Below are 21,508 nucleotides of genomic sequence, written 5' to 3'. Positions count from 1 at the left end.
ATCATTCTCCGGAGATGCGGACGGTTTCGGCGTTGGCGAACTGGTCTGCGCCGGAGACGACGATGCGTTCTCCCGGCTGCAGGCCCTCGAGGATTTCCACTTGGCTCAGGCTGCTCGCGCCGGTGCGGATGGCGCGACGGGTGGCGACGCCGCCGGCGACCACGTAGGCGGTGGTGCCGCCGTCCTGTTCCAGGAACGGCCCGCGCTCGACGGTGAGCGCGTTGCGGCGGGTGTCGAGCACGATGCGCGCGCTCAGGCGCTGGTTCTGGCGCAGCGCCGGCGGCTGCGCGCCGGCGAAGCGCAGGCGGCTGACCACTTCGCCGGCGACCACTTCCGGCGACACCGCCGAGATCCTGGCCGCGTAGGACTTGCCGTCGTTGCCGGCGATCTGCGCCGGCATGCCGATGGCGAGGTCGCGGGCGAAGCTTTCCGGCACCTTGATCTCGACCTCGAACACGCTCAGGTCGACCACGCTCAGCACCGGATCGTTGATGGCGACGTTGGCGCGCTGCGCCACCTGCACCTGGCCGACCTGGCCATCGAACGGCGCGCGCAGGGTCAGCGCATCGACCTGGCGCTGGGCCTCGGCGACGATGGCGGCCTGGCGCTGCGCCAGCAGGCGCTTGTTGCGCGCGTCCAGCGCGGCGCTGCGGTCCTGGCGGCCCAGGCCTTCGCGCGCGTGGCTCAGGCCGATCTCGGCCTTCTTCAGTTCGTCCTGGGCCTTGGCCACGTCGACCTTGGCCACCGCGCCGCCTTCGAAGGCGCGGTTGTAGCGCTCCAGATCGCGCTCGGCGGCGACGCGGTCGATGCCGGCCTGGTCGAATTCCTTGCGCGCGGTCGAGCGCGCCAGTTCGCCGTCGAGTTCGGCGCGGCTGGCCTCGGCTTCCAGGCCGGCCAGGGTGGACTGCTCCTGGGCGAGCTTGCTGCGCAGTTCCGGGCTGTCGATCTCGGCCAGCACCTGGCCCTTGCGCACCACGTCGCCAGCGACGACCTTGAGGTCGACCGAACCGCCGGCGATGGCGTAGAGGATCGGGTTGTTGGCCGCGATCACCCGGCCGTCGGCGGCGATGTCGCGGACCAGGTCGCCGCGCTTGACCTCGGCGATGCGCAGGCGCTCGGCCGAGACCGAGGCGCCGCCAGCGGCCCAACCGGCGGCGACCCAGGCGCCGGCGCCGAGCACCAGCGCGCCGACCGCGGCGCCCAGCGCCCATTGCAGGCGGCGACGGCTCCGGCCGGCGGCGGGGGCGACGCGGTGGTCTTGGGCGGAGGTGTCGCGGATGCTCATCGAAGGCGCTCGGCAGGGTCTTTGCCCTAATGCCAAGCACATCCCGTGCCAACTTTAAGTTATTGATTTTTATGGCGTGTGGCGGCTGTCCGGGCGTCCGTCCGTCCGGACAGGGCGTCCGCGCGGACACCGTCCGGGCCCGTCCGCAGCTAGAATGCGGTCACATTTCTTGGAGCGACTCCAGCATGTGCGGAATCGTTGGCGCGATCGCCGATCGCGATGTGGTACCGGTCCTGATCGACGGCCTGAAGCGGTTGGAATACCGCGGTTACGACTCGGCGGGCATCGCCGTGTTCGACGGCGCGCAACTGCGCCGGGTGCGCCGGACCGGGCGCGTGTCGGAGATGGAGAACGCGGCCCAGGCCGAGGGTTTCAGCGCGCAGGTCGGCATCGGCCATACGCGCTGGGCGACCCACGGCGGCGTCACCGAGGCCAATGCGCATCCGCACATCAGCTTCGGCGAACTGGCGGTGGTGCACAACGGCATCATCGAGAACCACGACGAGCAGCGCGAGCGTTTGCGCGCGGCCGGTTATGCGTTCGAATCGCAGACCGACACCGAGGTGATCGCGCATTTGGTGCATTTCCATCTGCGGCAAGGGCTCGATCTGCTCGCCGCGGTGCAATCGGCGGCGCGCGAGCTGGTCGGCGCATACGCGATCGCGGTGGTGAGCTTGAACGAGCCGGGTCGCTTGATCGCCGCGCGCATGGGCTGCCCGCTGCTGGTCGGCCTCGGCGAGGGCGAGAACTTCGTCGCCAGCGACGTCTCGGCGATCGTGCAGGCCACGCGCCGGGTGATCTTCCTGGAAGAAGGCGACACCGCCGAGATCACCCGCGCCGCGGTGCGGGTGTTCGATGCGGGCGGCGCGGCGATCGAGCGCGAAGTGCACCTGTCGGACGTGTCGCTGGCCTCGCTGGAACTGGGGCCGTACCGGCACTTCATGCAGAAGGAGATCCACGAGCAGCCGCGCGCGATCGCCGACACGATCGAGGCGGTGATCGACAACAACGGGTTCAGCGCGTCGTTGTTCGGGGCCAAGGCCGAAGAGGTGTTCGCCGGCGTCGAGGGCGTGCAGATCCTGGCCTGCGGCACCAGCTATTACGCCGGCCTGACCGCGCGCTACTGGATCGAAGCCATCGCCGGCCTGCCGTGCCAGGTCGAGATCGCCAGCGAATACCGCTACCGCGCGGCGGTGGCGAACCCGAAGCAGTTGATCGTGACGATTTCGCAGTCGGGCGAAACGCTGGACACGATGGAGGCGTTGAAATACGCCAAGTCGCTCGGGCATGAGAAGACGCTGTCGATCTGCAACGTGCCCGAGAGCGCGATCCCGCGCGCGAGCAAGCTGGTGTACTACACCCGCGCCGGCGCCGAGATCGGCGTGGCCTCGACCAAGGCCTTCACCACGCAGCTGGTGGCGCTGTTCACCCTGACCGCGACCCTGGCCAAGCTGCGCGGCGCGCTGAGCGAGGAACGCGAAGCCGAATACCTCGACGCGCTGCGCCACCTGCCCGGCAGCGTGCAGCACGCGCTGAACCTGGAGCCGCAGGTGGCCGGCTGGGCCGAGCGTTTCGCGCCCAAGCACCACGCGCTGTTCCTGGGGCGCGGGGTGCATTACCCGATCGCGCTGGAAGGCGCGCTCAAGCTTAAGGAAATCTCGTACATCCACGCCGAAGCGTATCCGGCGGGCGAGCTCAAGCACGGCCCGCTGGCGCTGGTGGACGCGGCGATGCCGGTGGTGGTGATCGCGCCGAACGACAAGCTGCTGGAGAAGGTGAAGTCGAACATCCAGGAAGTGCGCGCGCGCGGCGGCGAGATGTTCGTGTTCGCCGACCTGGACAGCCACTTCGGCGAATCCGAGCAGGTGCACGTGATCCGCACGCCGCGCCATGTGGGCGTGCTGTCGCCGGTGGTGCATGCGATCCCGGTGCAGCTGCTGGCGTATCACGCGGCGCTGGCGCGGGGGACGGATGTGGACAAGCCGCGGAATCTGGCGAAGGCGGTTACGGTGGAGTAAGCGGTCGTGGCGGCGCCGCGGGCTTGGGCTCGCGGCGCTGGTTGCCGCAGTAGCAGCGACAACTGCAGCAATAGCAACGGCAAGATCAAAATGGGTTCCGGCTTTCGCCGGAATGACGGTGTGAGGGGAATGACGGTGTGAGGGGAATGACGGGGTGAGGGGAATGACGGGGTGAGGGGGCCGCGGCGATCATGCGCCGGCGTCCCCACAATACCGTCATTCCGGCGAACGCCGGAATCCATTTTGCTTTTTGCTTTGTCAGTGCTTGGCGAGAACCGAATCGTTCCCATCCTGCCCGGAACTACGGTGGCGAGCGCTGTTCTGGCTGAGGATCGCGCCGACGCCGACACGGACCACGCGCTAAGCGCCGCAGCCGCGCTACGTTCTCTTCACCTCCCCATGCCGCCGGCCTTACCGCGACGCGCCTAATCTGGCGCGCATCGTTCCCGACGCAGGCATCGGCATGCATATCGTGTTAGGCGGAACCGGACATGTAGGCTCGGCGCTGGCGTGCGAGTTGATCGCGCGCGGCGAGCCGGTGACCGTGGTGAGCCACGACCCGCGGCAGCGCGAGCCCTGGCTGGCGCGCGGCGCGCAGGTGGCGCTGGCGGACGTGCACGACACCGCCGGCCTGCGGCGGTTGTTCCGCCAGGGGCGCCGGCTGTTCCTGCTCAATCCGCCCGGCGACGTCGGCGGCGACAGCGATGCGGCGGAGAAGGCCAGCCTGTATTCGATCCTGGCCGCGCTGGAGGATTCGGGCCTGGAAAAGATCGTCGCCGAGTCGACCTACGGCGCCCAGCCGGTCGAGCGCGCTGGCGACCTCGGCGTGCTGTACGCGATGGAGCGCGCGCTGGCCGCGCAACCGATTCCGTTCAGCACGATCCGCGCCGCGTACTACATGAGCAATTGGGATGCGTCGCTAGCGGGCGCGCGCGACGACGGCACCGTGCGCAGTTTCCTGCCGGCCGACTTCCGTCTGCCGATGGTGGCGCCGCGCGATCTGGGCCTGGCAGCGGCCGAATTGATGACCGCCCCGGTCGACGAGCGCGTGCTGCGCTACGTCGAGGGGCCGAGGCGCTATTCGCCGCGCGACGTGGCGGCCTGCTTCGCCAGCGCGCTGCGGCGCGAAGTCGCGGTCGAGGAAGTGCCGCGCGACCGATGGGTCGAGGGATTTCGCGAGCAGGGCTTTTCGCAGGCGGCGGCCGAATCGTATGCGGCGATGACCGCGCTGACCGTCGACAAACTGGAGCTGGCGGACGATCCGGTGTGCGGGGCGACCGGCTTGCGCGAGTACATCGACGCGCTGGTCGGGGTGTAGCAACGCGTTGGCCTCCGGGCTAGGGCGCCGAGGTCTGCGAGGTTGCGGCAGCGGGCGAGTCGGCCGAGGCTGGCGGGTAATACATTTCGAGCCCGCGATGGCGCTTCAGCGCATCCGGGCGATAGGCGCCGTCGAGGTCGCAGATCGTCACCCGTTCCGCCCGTAGCCGTTCCAGCACGCTGGGATCCAGGTCCGGCCCGGGCGCGCGCGCCGCGCGCGGCCAGGCGGCGATCCGCGACAGCCACGGATGCCGTTGCCGTTGCGCGAATATCTCGCAGTGCTGCAGGCCGCAGGCGTCGGGGTACAGCTGCAGTTTGCTGCGGTCCAGTTGGATCGGCTGCGGCAACTTCTGGAGCTCGTCCACCATCCAGGCCAGGGCGATGTCCGACAATCGCGATTCGTCTTCCGGATAACTGCCGCCGATGTCGGAGTGGTTGCCGGCGAACCAGCGCTGCTTGAAGCGGCCTTCGTCGATCTGCTGACGGTTGCCGCTGCCGCCCCAGGTGACCCGGCCGAACTGGCGGCGGTTTTCGTCGATCGCCAGGGCGTGGCGGACCTGGGCGATGCGCGGGTCCAGCAGCCGGTCGTAATGTTCCGAATTCCACAGCGCCAGATGAAAGCGCGGGCCGCCGCCGCGGACATCGGCCGAGGCGTAGCGCAGCGTCGCCTTGAGGTACGCGGCCGCGACGCCGAGGCCCAGCGCGGCCAGCGTCGCCGCGAACGCGATCCACCCGCCGCCGCCCAGCCACGACTCGCTCGCCGCGCCGACCGCGATGGCGGCCATGAGCGCAACCAGCAGGCCGGCCAGGATCAGCAGCATGCGCGTCGGCAAGGGCAGGCCCAACGCGGCCACGGCGTCGAACACGCCGACGAACTCGGGATGCACGTCGCCGCGGTGGGGATCGTCGCCGGCGGCGTACTTGCGGCGGAAGCGGCGGGCGATGGCTTCGCGCTGGGACTCGAAGCGCTCGCGCGGATGGCCGGCGCCGTGTTCGTAGACCCGGGTCACGGCTTCTTCGGCGATCGCCCGCAACGCGCGGCCCGCGCGCGGCAGCGGTCCGCCGCGGCCGTCGCCGGTCGGCACGCCGCACAGGTTCAACACGTTGGCCACGCAGCGCACCGTGTAGCCGCCGCGGCTGAAGCCGAACAGGAAGATCCGGTCGCCCGGTTCGTAGCGCTTTAGGATCGCCTCGTAGCAATCGACCACATTGCGGCTGAAGCCCAATCCGCATGCCAGCCCGGCCAGGGACTTCAGCCGCTGCCAGGCATTCAGGCGCACGCGCCCGGCGGCGGTGGCGGTGCCCAGGCCCGGGTCGTAGAACGCGACTTGCCGCTTGGGATCGATCGCGCTGTCCGGGCCCACGCGGGTGGCGCGGAACAGCTTGTAGATGTTGCTGAGCTGCTGGTCCGGGCGCACGCCGCCGGCCTGTCCGGTGCCGTCGGCGAAGATGAGGATGGTCTTGGGCATGCGGCGCGGTCGCTCCGGCGGATTGGGCCCGGCCCGCGCGCGAGGAGACGCGCGGGCCGGGGCGCTTGGGTTCGCGCGGACGGCCTAGACCAGATCCGCGACGCCCTTGCCCGCCTTGACCACGGCCTTGGCGTTGCCCGACGCCAGCGCGCCGGCGAGGACCACCAGCGCGGCGACGATCTCCAGGCCCTTGCGGAACGTCTTGACCGTCTCGATGCGGGCCTTGGCGTCGGCGATGGCCTGTTCGATGTTCTGCCCGGCCTGCGCCGCGGCGTCGAGCGCCGCGCCGAGATTGACCGCGGCCACCACCGAGGCCTCCGCGCGCAGTTCCATTTCCTTGATCCGCGCGTCGGTGTACTCGTCCAGGCTCATCTTGCCGGCGGCATAGGCTTGGCGGCTGCGGTCGCGAATGGCGTCGGCGGCGTCGTCGAGCTGGTTGGCGATGTCGAAAGCGGATTTCTTGGCTTGCGCCAGCGGGGTCGGCATGGGAGCGCTCCGGGTTAGAGGGTGGCGAAGCTCTGGCGGATCGACTTGAGGTCGGCGGCGGCCTTGCGCAGGGTAGCCTGCAGCTGCTTGTCGTCGAGGCGGTCCACGTTCCGCACCAGCGCGCTGTGCGCCGCGCGCACCTGCGCGAGGCCGTCGGCCGCGGCCTGTTGCGCTTTCAAGGCATCGGCCTGCGCGGCCTTGTCGATGCGCGCGGTGCGCCGCAGCAGCGTCACCACCGCGTCGCGCCGCGCGGGAGTCAGTTCGCTGTCGCCTTTCAGCTCGGCCGTCCACGCGGCTTCGCGCAGCTCGGACCTCGCGTCGTAGCTCGCGGCTTCGTCGCGCAGCACGATGCCGTAGGCCTGCGTCGCCAGTTCCATCGCTTCCAGCAGCTTGTCCATGTCCTCGCCGTTGCGCTCGACCATGCGCTTGACGTCCTTGGCCTGCTGCACGGCCAATGCCCAGTCCACCACGCGCTGGGCGATGTTGCTGTAGGCCTGCACGTGGCCGGCGTCGATGTGCAAATCTTCTGACGCGGCGATCGCATCGGAGACCTTGCCCAACTCGCCCGCCACCGAGTACGCGTCCTCGCCCGCCAGCAGCGCCAGCGCGGCCATGTAGCCGGTGGTGGTCGCATGCAGCTTGAGCAGGGTGTCCTTGTCGCGCGCGCTGACCGTGCGCAGGTTCTGCAGCTTCGCGCGCAGCGGGTCGTAGCGCTTGTCCGGCGGCAGGTCGGCGAGCTGCCGGTCGGCGCTGGTGACATAGCGTTCGGTCACGCCCTGGTAGCCGGTCAGCCGCGCCGAACTGCCGGCGAACTCGCGCACCGGGCCGAGGTTGACGCAGCCGCACAACAGCGCGGCCAGGACCAGGCCGCCGGCGCGGCCGATATGCCTCAAGGCAAGCATGAGTGGTTCCCCTGTGTGATGTCGCGGACGGTCGATCCATCAACCGCCGGACGGCGTGGCCGCCTGCCGGCGCGGTTGCGAAAGTCGTGGTGCTGCGTAGGGTCATACGGATTGGCGCGGGCGTACCGGCCGCGGTGGATGCCCGGGCCCGCGGCGCCCTGCGGCGCCGCGATGTTTCATTCCTGAAATGTCCTGCCCGACGCGGCAGCGGCGTTTGTTCGTGGGTGACCGGCGCGTCCGCACCTGCATCGGGCGGCTCGGTCGAACAGCACATGGAATGGAGCGCGGCGCCGCGGGCGTCGCGATGGCGGCGCTTTGCGCCGGGCACAGGGAGAGGCATATGCCGCTGGGACGCTTGCTCAATCTCAATCAGATCGTCGCCGGCGTGCGTCCGGCGCCCGCGGCGGTGTCGGTCGCCGCGCCGATCCGGATTCCCGGCGTCGTGGTCGCGCCGCCGGTGCATGCCGCCACGCCGGTGGTGGCGCCGCCGCCGGCGCGGCCGGCGCCCGCACAGCCCGCACCTGCACAGCCCGCACCCGCGCAGCCGGCGCCGACGGTGCGGGTCGCGCCGCCGTTCATGCCGGGCGCCGCGCTGCGGGTGAACCCGGCGATCGTGCGCGCGCAGCCGGCGATCGTCGCGCAACTGGAAGGCCGCACGCTGCGGCCGCGCCTGGACGTGCTGCGTCCGGGCCTGCTGCCGAACGCCGGCGGCGGCATCGCCCGCGCCGATTCGGCCTTTCCGATCAGCCCGAACGCGACGCCGGACGACCGCAGCGCGTTCGAGGATGCGAAGAATCCGCAGCAACGCTATTGGTTGCCGCGCTTCCGCTTGCGCAGCGCCGGCGGCCAGTACGAGATCAAGATCGCCCAGGGCCAGGACGGTCTGTGGGCGGTGAGTTTCGCGCTGGAGGCGTTTCCCGCGCCGGAGATCGCCGAAGCCGCGCGCACGATGGTGATGATGGGGATCAACCGCAGCGCGGTGATCGCGTATCGCGTGCCGGGCACCTCGATCGAGCAGCGTTTGCCGGTGGCCGAGCTGATCGACGATCCGCGCGGCGGTTGCGTGGCGATGCTGCACTTGAGCCTGGCCGAGCGCGACGGTTTGCTGCGCGCGTTCATGGCCGCCGATGCGCAATGCCGGCTAATCGTCTCGCGCGGCTACACCGTGGCCGTGCCGCGACCGGCCGAAACCGCGCCGGACGCGCCCAAGCGCCAGCTGATGATGGTCAAGGGCCAGATGCAGCTGCTGCGCGCGCCCGCGGCGATGCTGCGCGCCGAGGCGCTGGTCGCGGACGTGGCGCCGCCGCCGCCGGGCGTGGCCGCCGCCCGGCTCGCGCCGGGCGCGTTGAAGGCCGCGGCGATCCGGCCGATCGGCGGCGAATCGATCATCGCCGGCGACGAAGTGTTCCCGCGCAAGCCGTTCCCGCGTCCGCGGCCGATGCCGTTCCCGCGCCCGCAGCCGCAACCCGAGCCGCAGCCGCAGCCGCAACCCGCGCCGGAACTGCGCTACGACATTTCCAACCAACTGCAGGACTGCGCCATCGCCCTGCTGTTCGAACCGCAGCTGCATCCGTACCTGTATCCGGCCGGCAGCAACACCGGCGCGCAGGCGGCGCGCTGGGTCGTGCACGCGCTGCGCTATCCGGCCGACACCGGCCGCGTCCACGCCTATTTCCAGGACATGAACGATCCGGCGCGGATCTACTACCTGCCCGATTCGTTCAAGCTCGCCCGCCGCGGCGACGCGCCGCACGCGCCGGCGCTGGTGTTCCAGGTCGACCAGGGCGAGAACGCCGAGCAGGCGATGGTCGATCTGACCTGCGAAGTGCGCCCGGTCACCGACGGCGAACGCCTGCTGGCCGCGCGCCGCGCCCTGGCCGACAAGGTGCCGGCCAGCGCCGACAACCCCAACCGCGAATTCGAACTGCGCCTGCTGCGCGCCAGCTCGACCCTGCAGATGTCGCTGCTGCGCAACGGCGCGGTGCGTTCGCAGGCGGTGCCGGCGACGATCGACTGGGACAACGGCTTCACCCTCAACGAGCGCTTCGAGTTCAAGGATTTCCAGGACGTGTTCGGCGTGCTGATGACCGCCGGCGGCGCGTCCAACCTGCTGCAGGGCAGCGTGGTGGTGGCCAGCGGCGTCAACGAGAACGTGATGGTGCCGGTCAAGCTCAACTTCGCCGACATGGAAGGCGAGCTGTTCCGCTCGATCGAGACGCCCGACGCGCAGACCGGCGCGGTCGCGGTCAAGTTGATCAACGTCACCGAGAGCACGTTGCGCATCACCCGGCTGCCGGTGTGGATCACCCGCGGCGAAGGCTTGGTCGAAGGGCGCATCGAGGGCATGGACCTGAGCCAGCCGGTGGAGATCGCGCCCGAGCAGGGCCGCGATTTCACCGTGCAGCCGGTGTCCGCGCCGGCCGGCCCGCTGCCGGCCGACGCGATCTTCAACACCGCCTCGGTGCGCACGATCCCCGACGGCGAGGCGATCCTCAAGTACACCCTGGACGACCGCATCGACCAGGAAACCGTGCGCGCGGTGACGGTGATGACCGCGCCGGAAGTGCTGGCCAACGCCGGCGGCGAGGGCGGCGAGATCCTCAACATCGTGGTCGAGTTCCGCGGCAACCGCCGGGTGGTGCTCGGCGCGGCCAACACCAGCGCCGACATCGAGGTGCCGGTGCCGCTGATGGACATCCTGCTGCGCAAGGACAGCGAGGGCTTCTACGAATACCGCCAGACCGTGGTGTACAAGTCCGGGCAGAAGGCGCCGGCCACGCCGTGGCGCCGCGACGACGCCGGCGTGCTGTTCGTGACGGCGCTCTGACATGTCGTTCGCCGCCCGCCCCGACTGGCGCTCGCCGCTGCCGATCGCGCAGCGCATCGCCTACGCCGCCTACGACCAGCCCGGCCGTTTCCTGCTGCCGCCGCAGGCGCTCGCGGCCGGCCGCGTCGAAGGCGGTTCGCCGCTGCGCCTGGACATCGTCCAACAGAACCGCCCCGATCAAGCGGGCGGCGGCACGCTGGCGCGTTACTCGATCCTGTCGCTGGCGTTCGCCGCCGACTTCGGCCTCGACGCCGCGCGCCAGGCCGCGTTCGAACTCGGCCAGCGCGTGCAGCTGGCGCCGCTGCCGGTGGAAGGCGGCTGGCTGCGGCTCAACGCGGTGCAGGCGCTGGACCTGCCGCCGGCGCTGGACGAACTGTTGCCGCTGGACGCGGCCAGCCTCAGCGCGTTGAACCTGGCGGTGCGCCTGGACAGCGCCGCCACCGACCTGTTCGTGGCGGCGCTCCAGCGCGGCTTGCTCGCGGTCGGCGCCAGCGCCTGGCTGCGCGTGCGCGGCGTGGCCGAGCGGGTGCCGCTGAACCTGACGTTCGATCCGGCGGCGTTGCTCGCCGCGGTGCGCGGCCTCAGCGGCGGCGCCGACGAGATCGACGCCGCGCTGCTGCGCCAGCGCCTGACCGACGCGCCGCAGCTGCTCGGACTCGGCTTGCCCGAACGTTCCGGCGATATTCCCGCGAGCGTGCTCGCCGACGCCGTGCTCGACCGCATCGCCGCGCGTCTGGCCGCGCCGAAACCTTCGCCGGCCGACGTCGCCCCGGGCGTGCGTCTGGTCTTCGACCCGGCGGCGATGGCGCCGGGCCGGGTGCAGTGGAACCTCGCCGACGCGTTGCTGGCGCCGCGCCTGCTGATCCTGGAGGCCGATCCGCTCGGCCCGCTGCGCACGCTGCCGGCCGGCGAACTGCACGACAAGGTGGTGCGCCGCTTCGATGCGCGCGCCCTGGCCAGCGGCTGGCGCAGCCTCAGCGTGCGCGCCAACCTGCCCGAGCGGCGCATCGGCGTGATGACTTCGCAAGTGGACATCCAAGTGCCGGCGCGGCCGCCGGCGCGCATGACCACGCTCAAGGCCAGCGCGTCGCTGGCGGCGTCCGACAAGCCGGTCGCGCTGGAGCTGCGGCTGTCGCCGAGCGAGTCGCTGGCGTATCAGTGGCAGACCAGCGCGGTGGTGCTCAGCGACGGGCGCGCGGAAACCCTCAAGGGCCCGCTGCGCAGCGGCGAGCGCGAACACCTGCTGGTCGGTCCCGACGACTTCGGCCTGCGCCTGCTGCCGGTGGAGGCCGAGCCGGCGTTCCTGCAACAGGCCGACATCGAGGTCGAATGCTTCGGCACCCGCAAGGGCAAGCCGTGGAGCGCGCGCGGGCCGCTCGACGCCGCGCGGCCGGCGCTGACCTTCGCCGTGCCGTTCGACGTCGACGATGCGCAGATCCGCGCCGTGGCGCGCGCCCGCGACGGCGGCGCGCAGCGGCCGATGCCGCCGCAGCCGGCCGACGGCTTGCGCCTGGACGCTTTCAGCTTCGACGGCAGCGGCTCGCGCGAGCTGGCGCTGCAGTGCGAGTTCGACGACGACGCGCGCCAATGCGCGATCGAGATCGCGCCGGAAGACGGCATCGACGATCCGCTGCGGCGCAAGCGCCTGAGCTTCACCCGCGCGCGACCGCGGCAGGACTGGGGCTGGCTGGCGCTGTCGCCGTTCCGCGGCGGCTATCGCTGGCGATGGAACGCGCAGGCGCCGTGGTCGCCGGTGCTGCAACCCGACGCGCCGCTGCGGCTGCGCAGCAGCGAGGCCGCGCCGGCGGCGACCACCGGTTGAATCCACGCATCTCCAGGAAGGGACGGAACGAATGAACGCGGACAAGGAAGCAGCGGATGCCGGCGATCTGGCCGGCGGATACGAAGAAGTACAGGGCGTGCTGGTCGCGCAGGACGCCGACGGCGGCTGGCGCTACCGCGCGCGCGCGCCGGGGCTGGCGCGCGGTCCCGACGGCCGCGCCCAGTTCACCCTGGTCGGCGCGGGCGCGATCACGATGCTGGCCCTGACCGCCAGCTGGGGCGTGCCGGCCGCGACCCTGGATGCGGTGCGCGCCGAACTGGCCGCGCGCGCGCAAGTGCCGGCGGCGCAGCTGGGGCTGGCGCCGGCGCCGGTCGAGGTCGGCACGGTGAGGCTGTTGCTCGGCGACGGCGCCGGCGGTTTCGAGGAACTGGCCAAGGCCCAGTCCTCGGGCGTGCCGCCGTACCACGCGGCGTTCAACGTGATGCTCGACGCCGAGCGCGCGGCCAAGGTGCGCAAGGCGCTCGGCGGCGAGCGCGGCTGGCTGCAGTTGCGTTACGAGGTGCGCGACGGGTTCGAGCCGCGGCGCAGCAGCGATGCGCGCAGCGAGGAGTCGCTGGCGGTGGACGCGTCGGTGCGCGATGCGCAAGGCGAGGCCGGCGTGAGCGCGCGCGTCGGCTACAGCGAGCGGATCCAGGCCGATAGCGGGGGCGGCGAACCGCGCGAGCGATCGTATTCGGCCGACGCCGTGGATTGGGGGCTGCCGAAGCAGTGAAACGATCCGCCGCGCGGCGCGGCGGACGAGGCGATTGGAGCGGGACGCGACTGCGGATCGGCTGAGCGAGCGCCGACGCAGCCGCGGCCCGGTCCCAACGGCGCGAACGTGCGCCGGCGGCATGGGCCGCGACACAGGCGAACGACATCCGCGCGCGGCGCCGGCCTGCTCCGGTCCGCGACGGTAGCGCTCGTACCGGATTCGCGTGCGCGCCTGTCGGGCGCGCGCCGACAGGCGGTTTCGCGCCCGCGAAGGCGAAGAAAAACACCTGCAAATCGCGTGTTTTTCTGTGTCCGGAGCGAACTGTGATCGGCGTTGGATGATTCGAGCCGGCAACGAGTCCGGCGACGAATCGCACTCGCAGCCCGCCGCGCGGCGGGCGGGCGAAGGAATACGGCGCGCCTGCAACGCGCCCGGCAACGAACCGTCTCCGGGACCGCCCGGGACGTCCCAGGACAACGCGTTTTTCAGGACACGGATAAGGAGCAAGTCCATGCTTAAGATCGACAAGGTCGACACCCTCTTCGACCACGTGGTGTACGGCGACGACGCCAACGATTTCACCTACTACATCATGCCCAACGCGCCGACCTTCGCGAAGATGGCCAGCGGCGGCCTGGCCATGCGCTTCGTCGAGTACGGGCAGATCCGCGAGGACGGCGGCAAGAAGTTCGGCGGCTTCATCGCCTTCGACACCGAGCTGTCGGTGCCGGCGGACGTGCAGAAGAAGATCGCCGACGACCTGCAGAAGAAGCTGGCCGAGAAGTACAAGGGCAAGACCGTGCCCAAGGTCGCGATCGCGCCGGTGCTGTGGACCGACGGCACCGTCGAACTGCTGCTGACCGAGGGCGGCGCGCTGGTGGAGAAGATCCGCGGCGCCGGCAAGCCCTCGATCTACGGCAAGAACATCGCCTCGTTCATGGTCGAGCTGTCCGAGCTGGGCACGGCGATCTTCAAGGAGACCCTGAGCACCGGCTCGGCCTCGGCGGTGCAGGTGGTCTACAAGATGAACTGCTACATGCGCCTGCCGGAGATGAAGGCCTGGGGCACCTGGAACGCCTCGGAGTTCTACAGCTTCTTCCAGGACATCAACACCGAGGACAACTTCTGGAGCGAGGACAGCTACACCGAAGTCGTCAACTCCAGCCGCTACAAGAACGACGTCACCAAGACCCACTTCGACTTCGTCCAGGCGCCCAACCTCAGCGCCGAGGACAACGCCAAGCTCGAGTCCGACATCCGCGCGATCATCAACAAGCAGCTCGAGGCCGCGGTCCAGCGCAACATGCTCAAGGAGATCGCCGAAGTCGATCCCAACACCAAGGAGCTGCGCGAAGGCCAGGACATCGAGGACATCCGCCGCACCGTCAACAAGTCGCAGATCGCCAACGTGCGGGTGGAGTGGAGCGAGGCCAAGGCGGTCATCGTCAACCGCAACCCGCAGGGCATGCTGCCGACCATCACCTCGTTGATGGACGACAAGAAGAAGCCGCTGAAGTGGGAGGACTACTACTCCAAGATCAACCTGGACGAGTTCCTCAAGACCGTGCAGGTGGTGATGCGGGTCAACGCCGACTTCGCCAACCTGCCGATCCACAGCGTCGAGGTCAAGATCCGCTATCCGTACGGGCCGAACAAGAAGGTCCAGGAGTTCGTGTTCACCAAGCCCGACGACGTCGCCAAGTTCGAGGCCTTCGTCCACGAGGGCAAGCGCGACTTCACCTACCAGGTGACGGTGAACTACAAGGGCGCGACGTTCAAGCAGGTGTCGGAAGAGATCAAGACCGACGACACCAACCTGACCATCAACGTCGACGATCTCGGCGTGCTGGCGCTGGACATCGGCCCGGGCGACCTCGACTTCGCCCAGGTGCCGCGCACCCAGGTGACGGTGCGCTACAAGCACGGCAAGCAGCCGGTCGAAGCCAAGTTCAACATGACCAAGGACACGCCGACCTTCCAACTGCGCAAGATCATCGGCAAGCCGCGCACCGAAGACATCGACCTGGAGTTCCTGTACACCCTCGCCGACGGCCGCCAGATCAGGAAGACCGACAAGCAGCAGGCCAAGGAGCTGTTCGTCGACGATCCGTTCTCCTCGACCAAGACCGTGAGCTTCCGCGCCGCCGGCAACCTGAGCGAGGAGATCGCCTCGATCACCGTCGACGCCAGCTACACCGACGCGGCCAACAAGTACAACCAGAAGACCATCGTCACCCTGTCGAGCGAGATGACCTCCTTCGACTGGACCTTCCCGGTGGTGGACGAGACCCTGGGCGAGGTCAAGTACTCGGTGACCACGCTGTTCGCCGACGGCACCAGCAAGGAAGAAGGCGAGAAGGTGGCCGCGCGCTCGACCATCCTGGTCGGCAAGAAACTCGACCAGCTCGAAGTGTCGGTGGTGCCGGACCTGCTCAATTGGGACGAGCTCAAGCTGGTCAGCGTCTCGCTGGCGCACGGCACCAAGCGCATCGACCTGCGCTTCAAGCCCGGCGACGAGGAGAAGAGCTGGAAGCTGCCGCTGACCGACGGCGAGGCGCCGGACTACAAGGCCACCGTGACCTACTTCCTGACCGACGGCAGCCGCAAGGTGGTCGGTCCGGAGGTCAAGGACGACATGACCTTGTTCCTGGAACTGCCCGCCGCCTGAGTCGGGCACCGCTCGCGCGCGGCGGCTGGGGCCGCCGCGCGCCAGCCCCCTTCATCGCACCACGCCTGATTCGGAAGGAGTCCGATCATGCTTCTCCTCGACAGCCGCAGCCGCGAGATCAACGGCATCTCGGTCTTCCCCGACCACGCCGATCCCGAGCAGTGGTACTACATGCCGCTCAACCCGCACCTGACCACCGTGCGCGACAACGCGCTCGGCATGGACGTGCCGCAGTTCCTGCTGATCGGCTTCCGCGGCGACGCCGGCACCGGCGGTTTCCTCAACTTCGACTGCAACCTCGGCGCCAGCCAGAAGCAGATCGACGACCTCGCGCGCGAGATCGCCAACGCCGAGAACCTGCGCAACAAGCCGCGCATCGCGCCGGTGCCGCTGGAAGACGGCGGGGTCAAGCTGATGATGCTCGGAAAGGCCAGCGGCGACACCGCGGCCACGCCCGGCGGCGGGCCGCAGTTCGTGCTGAAGATCGACCACAACGCCAAGCCGGCGCTGTACGGCGCCAACCAGGCCGCGTTCTCGGTGCGCCTGGACCAGGACGGCTACACCGTGATGGAACAGTGCCTGGAAGGCGAGATCCTGCCGGTGGCGGTGATCTATTCGCTGGACTTCCTCGGCCTGCGCCCGGCCTACAACATCCGCCTGTCGATCGACTGGGACCGGGTGCAGAAGCACATGGACGAGAGCTTCTCCGGCGGCAACATCTTCTTCAGCACCGAGATCGGCAAGGCCGTGGACGAGTTGGTGGAGACCCGCGCGATCGTGCTGGAGTCCGACACCTTCGTCGCCGAGGGCGAGGACACCAAGGGCATCATCGACCGCCGCGACGCCGCCCTGGCGCAGGTGCGCAACATGGTCACCGACGCGTTCTTCCAGCCGAGCCTGCCGCCGTGGTCGCCGGAGAAGAAGAACGACTTCGAGCGCGGCCTGGACGCGATCGGCAAGTTCGCAGCCGAGTCGTCGGCGCGCGCCGCCGGCGGGCCGATCGGCGCGCTGTTGCCGAGCTTCAGCTACAAGCGCATGGACTACAAGCGCGTCGACAAGAAGAAGCTCAACGTCAATTTCTCCGAGCGCGTGGCGATCAAGCGCTCGATCTATCCGCAAGGGCACCTGGCGGCGCTGTTCAAGACCATCCGCGAAGGCAACGTGCCGCGCGACCGGCTGGTCAAGCAGATCAGCCTGGACAACGATTTCTTCAAGAAGCGCCGGGTCAAGGTGATCTCGCGCGCGGACCTGGCCGCCGACGACATCGGCAGCGTCAACGTGCGGGTGCGCTACGGCGACAAGGCGCAGAACGCGCTGCTCGGGGCGAACCAGGGCGAGGCCAGCTTCGAGTGGCTGAGCCAGCTCGACAAGGGCCAGATGAAGCGCGACGTGCAGGTCGAGTACGAGGTCAGCTTCAAGGGCGTGGACGCGGCCGAGCGGCCGACCAAGCTCAAGTCCAAGCCGCAGACCTTCGACGTGGAGAACGTCGAGATCATCCCGCGCGACCTGTACGCGATCAACACCGTGCCGGTGCTGGCCGAGAACTTCCCGTGGGACCGCTACAGCTCGGTCGACGTGTTCCTGCGCTATCGCGACCCGGCCAACAAGATCAACCAGAACGATCTGGTGCGGCTGACCAAGGATGCGCCGTCGGGCAGCTGGAAGATGTTCATGCTCGATCCGGCCAAGACCGCCTACGAGGTGCGCATCGTCCATCACGGCCTCAGCGGCGGCGACAGCGTGCGCGACTGGGCGCCGCTGGACGAGCCGCAGGTGATGGTGCGCAACCCGTTCCCGACCCGGCGCGTCGTGCAGGTGGTGCCGAACTTCAACTGGAACGAGGTGCAGGAAGTGTTCGTCGACCTGCGCTACGCGGACAAGGCCAACAACATCCAGGAGGACATGCAGATGTCGTTCCAGGAAGGCTCGGCCTCGCAGACGTTCGCGGTGGACCTGCGCAATCCCGAGATCAAGGGCGTGTTCTACAGCGTCAGCATCCTCTACAAGGACGGCCGCGACATCGAGGAGATCCCCGAGTCGGTCACCAACGGCAACCGGATCATGCTCAAGTCGGGCATGAAGGGCCGGCGCATCGTCACGGTCAAACCGCCCGCGGACTTCGCCAAGCGCAAGATGCGCAAGGTCAAGGTGTCGCTGCGTTTCGAGGACTTCACCGGCGGGCTGTCGTTCGCCGAGGACTTCGAATTCGCCGACGCGAAGGCCAGCGGCGAGTTCGAGTACGACTACCTCGACGCGGCGCGCATGCGCTACGAGTACAAGGCCAGCTACCTGCTCGAGAACGGCACCAACAAGAACGTCAACTGGGCGGCGGCGGAGACCACCGACCTGGTGTTGAAGATGCCCTGACCGGGACGCGTCCAACGCAACGGCCGGCCGGACGCCCCGCCCCTCGCACGTACGTCATCCCCGCGAACGCGGGGATCCAGGGACTTCAGCGCCATGCATCGGCGAAGCCCTGGATGTTCGGCTCCGCCGAAATGAAGCGGAGCCCGCGTTCGCGTGAACGACGAGCGCTTGGGAGCGCACGCCCGGCCACCGCAAGAACAAGGAACGGCCGCGCCCCGCGCGCCACCGCAGAGCCCACGGAGTTCGTCATGCTCAGCCTGGAAAAACCCATCACCGTCGACGGCATCACCGTCTTCCGCGACCACGCCGACAAGAGCCAGTTCTGGTACTTGCCGGGCCCGGTCGACCTGGCCAAGCGCCAGGCCGACGGGCGCAAGGAATTCAACTTCCTCAAGTACCGCGTCGCCGACGCCTCGGCCGCGGACAAGGGCGGCGGCTTCGTCACCTTCGTCACCACCTTGCAGCTGCCCTCGTCGATGGAATCGAAGATCGTCGGCCGGCTCAACGCCGAGCCCGGCGCGGTGCCGCCGGTGCGGCTGACCTGTGCGACATTCGAAGAGGGCACGGTGCAGTGCATCGCCCTCAACGTGCAGGGCGGCGGCGGCACGTCGGCGCAGCCGGCGGCGCCGGGCACGTTCAACGCGGTCGAGCACATCCTCGGCGCGACCGTGCCGTCGATGGACGCGGCCAACCGCGCCGCCTTCAGCCTGAGCCTGTCGGCCGAAGGCGCGACGATCCTGGAGCAGGCGCTCAGCGACGGCATGACCCCGATCGGCGTGGTCTACGACTTCAAGTACCTGGCCATGCGCCCGGCGCTGCGGGTCACCATCACCGCCGACTTCGAGCGCATCTACAACCACTTCAGCGCCAGCCTGGAAGGGCAGTACGCCTGGTTCAAGGCCGGCATCGACGCGGCGTTCGAATCGTTGGTGCAGAACGGCGTCATCGACATCCAGGTCGAGGCCTTCACCGATGCCGAAGACAAGCGCGACCAGGAGAAGTGGGCGCTGGATTTCTTCAAGAACGACCTGCTGAGCAAATGGTTCGAGCCGACCCTGGTGCCGGGCAAGCTGGCGACCGACGCGGCCAACGCGGGCGGCGGCCAGAGCGGCGGCACCGGTGGCGGGCAGGGCGGCGGCACCGGCGGCAGCGGCGGATCGAGCGGCGGCAGTTCGGGCGGCAGCAGTGGTGGTTCCAGCGGCGGCAGTTCGGGCGGCAGCAGCGGCGGATCGAGCGGCGGCAGTTCGGGCGGCAGCAGTGGTGGTTCCAGCGGTGGCAGTTCGGGCGGCAGCAGTGGTGGTTCCAGCGGAGGTAGTTCGGGCGGCAGCAGCGGTGGTTCGAGCGGCGGCAGTTCGGGCGGTAGCAGCGGCGGCTCGAGCGGCGGCGGTTCGGGCGGCAGCAGCGGCGGCTCGAGCGGCGGCAGCTCGGGTGGCAGCAGCGGCGGAGGTTTCGCCGGCGGCACGTCGGGCGCGAGCGGTGGCACGCGCAGTGGCGGCGGCGCCAGCGCGGGCGGCGCGACCGGCGCGACCAGCGGCGGCACGGGCGGCACGGGAAGCACGGGAAGCACGGGCGGCACCGGCGGCACCGGCGGCACCACGCCGCCGGCGCCGCAGATCCAGCCGGCCGCGCTCACGGTCGATTCGACCGAGCCTTCGCCCTTGCCCGCGGGCTTGGGCGTTACCCATGCGCCGGCGGCCAGCGGGCTGGCCGAGACGATCACCGTGACCGGCGCCGGCGCGGTGGTGAAGGTCGACGACCAAGTCGTCGCCGCCGACGCGCAGGGGCGCGTCAGCATCACCGTCAACCCGGACTCGGCCAAGCGCATCGACGTCGAATGGCCGGCGAGCACGCGCGAACAGACCTTCGGCCTGTTCTTCGATTTCGACAAACCCGCCGAATCGGGCTGGAAGACCAATCCGCCGTCGCCGCAGTTCCGCGCCTACGTGGACAACACCACCACCGACCCGCGCTATCGCGATGCCTCCGGCACGCTGCGCATCGAAGGCGACGGCGACTGGAGCGGCAGCGAACGCGGCGCCGACCGGCTGATGGCGTGGATCCGCAATCTGCCGACGCCGCGCAACCTCAACTTCCAGGCCTACGCCAGCCACGAGCACGTCAGCGGCGCCAGCGAAAGCCAGCGCGAGCAGTACAACCGGCGGTTGTCGCAGCGCCGGCTCGATGTCGCATTGGCGGTGGCCAAGCGCGCCGGCGTGCCGATCACGGTGACCACCCAGGCCGCCAACGGCGATGTGGTGCCGGCCGCGCGGCCCGGCTCGCACTCGCCGATGGGCGGCGATCCGGACAACCGCGTGGTCCACGTCACCGGCCGCGCCGCTGGCGCCACGCCGAACCGCTGGCACGGGCGCCTGCGCCGGCCTGCGTCGGTGACGCCGCCGAATCCCAATCCGAATCCGAACCCCAATCCGAATCCAAACCCCAATCCCAACCCGAATCCGAATCCGAATCCGAATCCGAATCCAAACCCCAATCCGAACCCCAACCCGACGCCGACTGTGCCGACGCCGCCGACCGCGGTCAGCCTTTCGCTAAAGCTCAAGTTCGTGCACCAGGAAGAGCGCAAGAAGCTGACCCTGCGCTACAACCGCGCCGAGGCGGTGCGCCGCACCTACGCGCCGCAGGGCTTCTTCGGGCTGATGCTCGGCGACCTGCGCGACAAGTCCAAATACTTCAAGGAAATCGATCTCGACGATCCGTTCTTCCGCCAGTTCGCGGTCGAGGCCAGCCTGCCGATCGCGTTCGAGCCGATCGATCTCAAGTCGGTGCAGCTGGCGCTGGACTACGGCGACAAGAGCAAGCCGCGCGACCACAAGCACGCCGACTTCGTGTTCGGCCCCGGCGACAGCGCGGCCAAGCGTTTCGAAGTGTTCATGAACCAGACCCGCGACATCGGCTACGAAGCCTCGTACCAGTACCACTTCGATCCGCAGTCCGACTGGGCCGCCGACCGCACCTCCTACACCGTGCCGGCCGAGCGCACCGAGGACCGCACGCTGTTCGTCAATCCGTACGAACACGTCGAGTTCCGCCAGATCACCGCGACCGCCGGCGATGTCGACTGGGACGTGGTCGAGGCCATCGACGTCAAGCTGCAGGCGCGCGGCTACGCCTCGCCCGAGCCGAAGACGACGCTGACCCTGACCGCCAACTCCGGCCCCAAGACCTGGCGCCTGCGCGGGGCCAAGCCGGCGCCGGCGAACCGCGGCGTGACGTACCAGATCGTGCAGCGGCGCAAGGGCGTGTCGCAGCCCGATCCGGCCACCCCGGCGGTCGAGGTCGACGTGCCCGAGCTGCTGGTCCACGACAGCTTCGAGGACGCGCTGCAGCTGGAATTCATTCCGGTGTTCGACCCGGCCATGGTCAAGCGCGTCTACATCGACGTGAAGTACGAGGACGGCGCCTACAAGCGCAGCGAGCGCATCGAAATGGCCGGTTCGCAGGCCGACCCGATCAAGCTGCGGATTGCGTTGAACAACAAGGACAAGCGCAAGTACCGCCGGCGCTTTACCTTCGTCGGCATGCAGGGTCAGTTCGACCAGCGCGCCTGGGTCGAGGACAGCGAAGAGCTGGTCGCGGTGCAATAAGGGGAGGAGCGCATGGACGCAGGCAAT

12 protein-coding genes are annotated in these 21,508 nt (G+C 69.5%); 8 read left to right on the top strand and 4 right to left on the bottom strand.

From position 1 onward, the window contains the following. Nucleotide 1: 1 nt before the first annotated feature. Complete coding sequence (locus JHW41_RS21185) at nucleotides 2-1,285, bottom strand: efflux RND transporter periplasmic adaptor subunit (RefSeq protein ID WP_250446493.1); 1,284 nt, start codon at nucleotides 1,283-1,285, stop codon at nucleotides 2-4. Between the two features lie 185 nt (nucleotides 1,286-1,470). Here JHW41_RS21185 and glmS point away from each other — a divergent pair, with 185 nt between their 5' ends. Together glmS and JHW41_RS21175 are read left to right on the top strand one after the other, a co-directional pair. Next, nucleotides 1,471-3,303 (top strand): glutamine--fructose-6-phosphate transaminase (isomerizing), encoded by a 1,833-nt coding sequence (gene glmS / locus JHW41_RS21180; RefSeq protein ID WP_250446490.1) that lies wholly within the window; start codon nucleotides 1,471-1,473, stop codon nucleotides 3,301-3,303. A gap of 463 nt (nucleotides 3,304-3,766) precedes the next feature. Next, the gene (locus JHW41_RS21175) at nucleotides 3,767-4,621 is read left to right on the top strand and encodes an NmrA family NAD(P)-binding protein (RefSeq protein WP_250446487.1); all 855 of its coding nucleotides are present in this window, start codon (nucleotides 3,767-3,769) and stop codon (nucleotides 4,619-4,621) included. A 19-nt stretch (nucleotides 4,622-4,640) separates the two neighbouring features. Here JHW41_RS21175 and JHW41_RS21170 read toward each other — a convergent pair whose 3' ends face one another. The 3 genes from JHW41_RS21170 to JHW41_RS21160 form a co-directional block, all read right to left on the bottom strand. Continuing rightward, nucleotides 4,641-6,089, bottom strand: a complete 1,449-nt coding sequence (locus JHW41_RS21170; RefSeq protein WP_250446484.1) for a T6SS phospholipase effector Tle1-like catalytic domain-containing protein — start codon at nucleotides 6,087-6,089, stop codon at nucleotides 4,641-4,643. 84 nt (nucleotides 6,090-6,173) lie between these two features. After that, nucleotides 6,174-6,575 (bottom strand): hypothetical protein, encoded by a 402-nt coding sequence (locus tag JHW41_RS21165; RefSeq protein ID WP_078999274.1) that lies wholly within the window; start codon nucleotides 6,573-6,575, stop codon nucleotides 6,174-6,176. A 14-nt stretch (nucleotides 6,576-6,589) separates the two neighbouring features. Next, nucleotides 6,590-7,477 (bottom strand): hypothetical protein, encoded by an 888-nt coding sequence (locus JHW41_RS21160; protein ID WP_057946234.1) that lies wholly within the window; start codon nucleotides 7,475-7,477, stop codon nucleotides 6,590-6,592. A 340-nt stretch (nucleotides 7,478-7,817) separates the two neighbouring features. On the opposite strand from JHW41_RS21160, the gene JHW41_RS21155 reads away from it, so the two are divergent. The 6 genes from JHW41_RS21155 (at nucleotide 7,818) to JHW41_RS21130 (ending at nucleotide 21,481) form a co-directional block, all read left to right on the top strand. Next, entirely contained in the window at nucleotides 7,818-10,304 is a 2,487-nt protein-coding gene (locus JHW41_RS21155; protein WP_250446482.1) for a hypothetical protein, read from the top strand. Between the two features lies 1 nt (nucleotide 10,305). Beyond that, on the top strand, nucleotides 10,306-12,126 hold the full coding sequence (locus JHW41_RS21150) for a hypothetical protein (protein WP_250446479.1): 1,821 nt from the start codon (nucleotides 10,306-10,308) through the stop codon (nucleotides 12,124-12,126). A 31-nt stretch (nucleotides 12,127-12,157) separates the two neighbouring features. Continuing rightward, entirely contained in the window at nucleotides 12,158-12,859 is a 702-nt protein-coding gene (locus tag JHW41_RS21145; RefSeq protein WP_250446476.1) for a hypothetical protein, read from the top strand. 493 nt (nucleotides 12,860-13,352) lie between these two features. Then, nucleotides 13,353-15,509: a hypothetical protein gene (locus JHW41_RS21140; RefSeq protein WP_250446473.1), complete on the top strand. Its 2,157-nt coding sequence runs from the start codon at nucleotides 13,353-13,355 to the stop codon at nucleotides 15,507-15,509. 87 nt (nucleotides 15,510-15,596) lie between these two features. Next, entirely contained in the window at nucleotides 15,597-17,876 is a 2,280-nt protein-coding gene (locus tag JHW41_RS21135; protein WP_250446470.1) for a hypothetical protein, read from the top strand. Between the two features lie 248 nt (nucleotides 17,877-18,124). Continuing rightward, nucleotides 18,125-21,481 (top strand): hypothetical protein, encoded by a 3,357-nt coding sequence (locus tag JHW41_RS21130; protein ID WP_250446467.1) that lies wholly within the window; start codon nucleotides 18,125-18,127, stop codon nucleotides 21,479-21,481. Nucleotides 21,482-21,508 lie beyond the last annotated feature (27 nt).

It is taken from the genome of Lysobacter enzymogenes, assembly GCF_023617245.1.
Lineage (GTDB): Bacteria > Pseudomonadota > Gammaproteobacteria > Xanthomonadales > Xanthomonadaceae > Lysobacter > Lysobacter yananisis.
The sequence above is the reverse complement of the archived record's forward strand: the minus strand, read 5'-3'. Positions and strand labels throughout refer to the sequence as shown.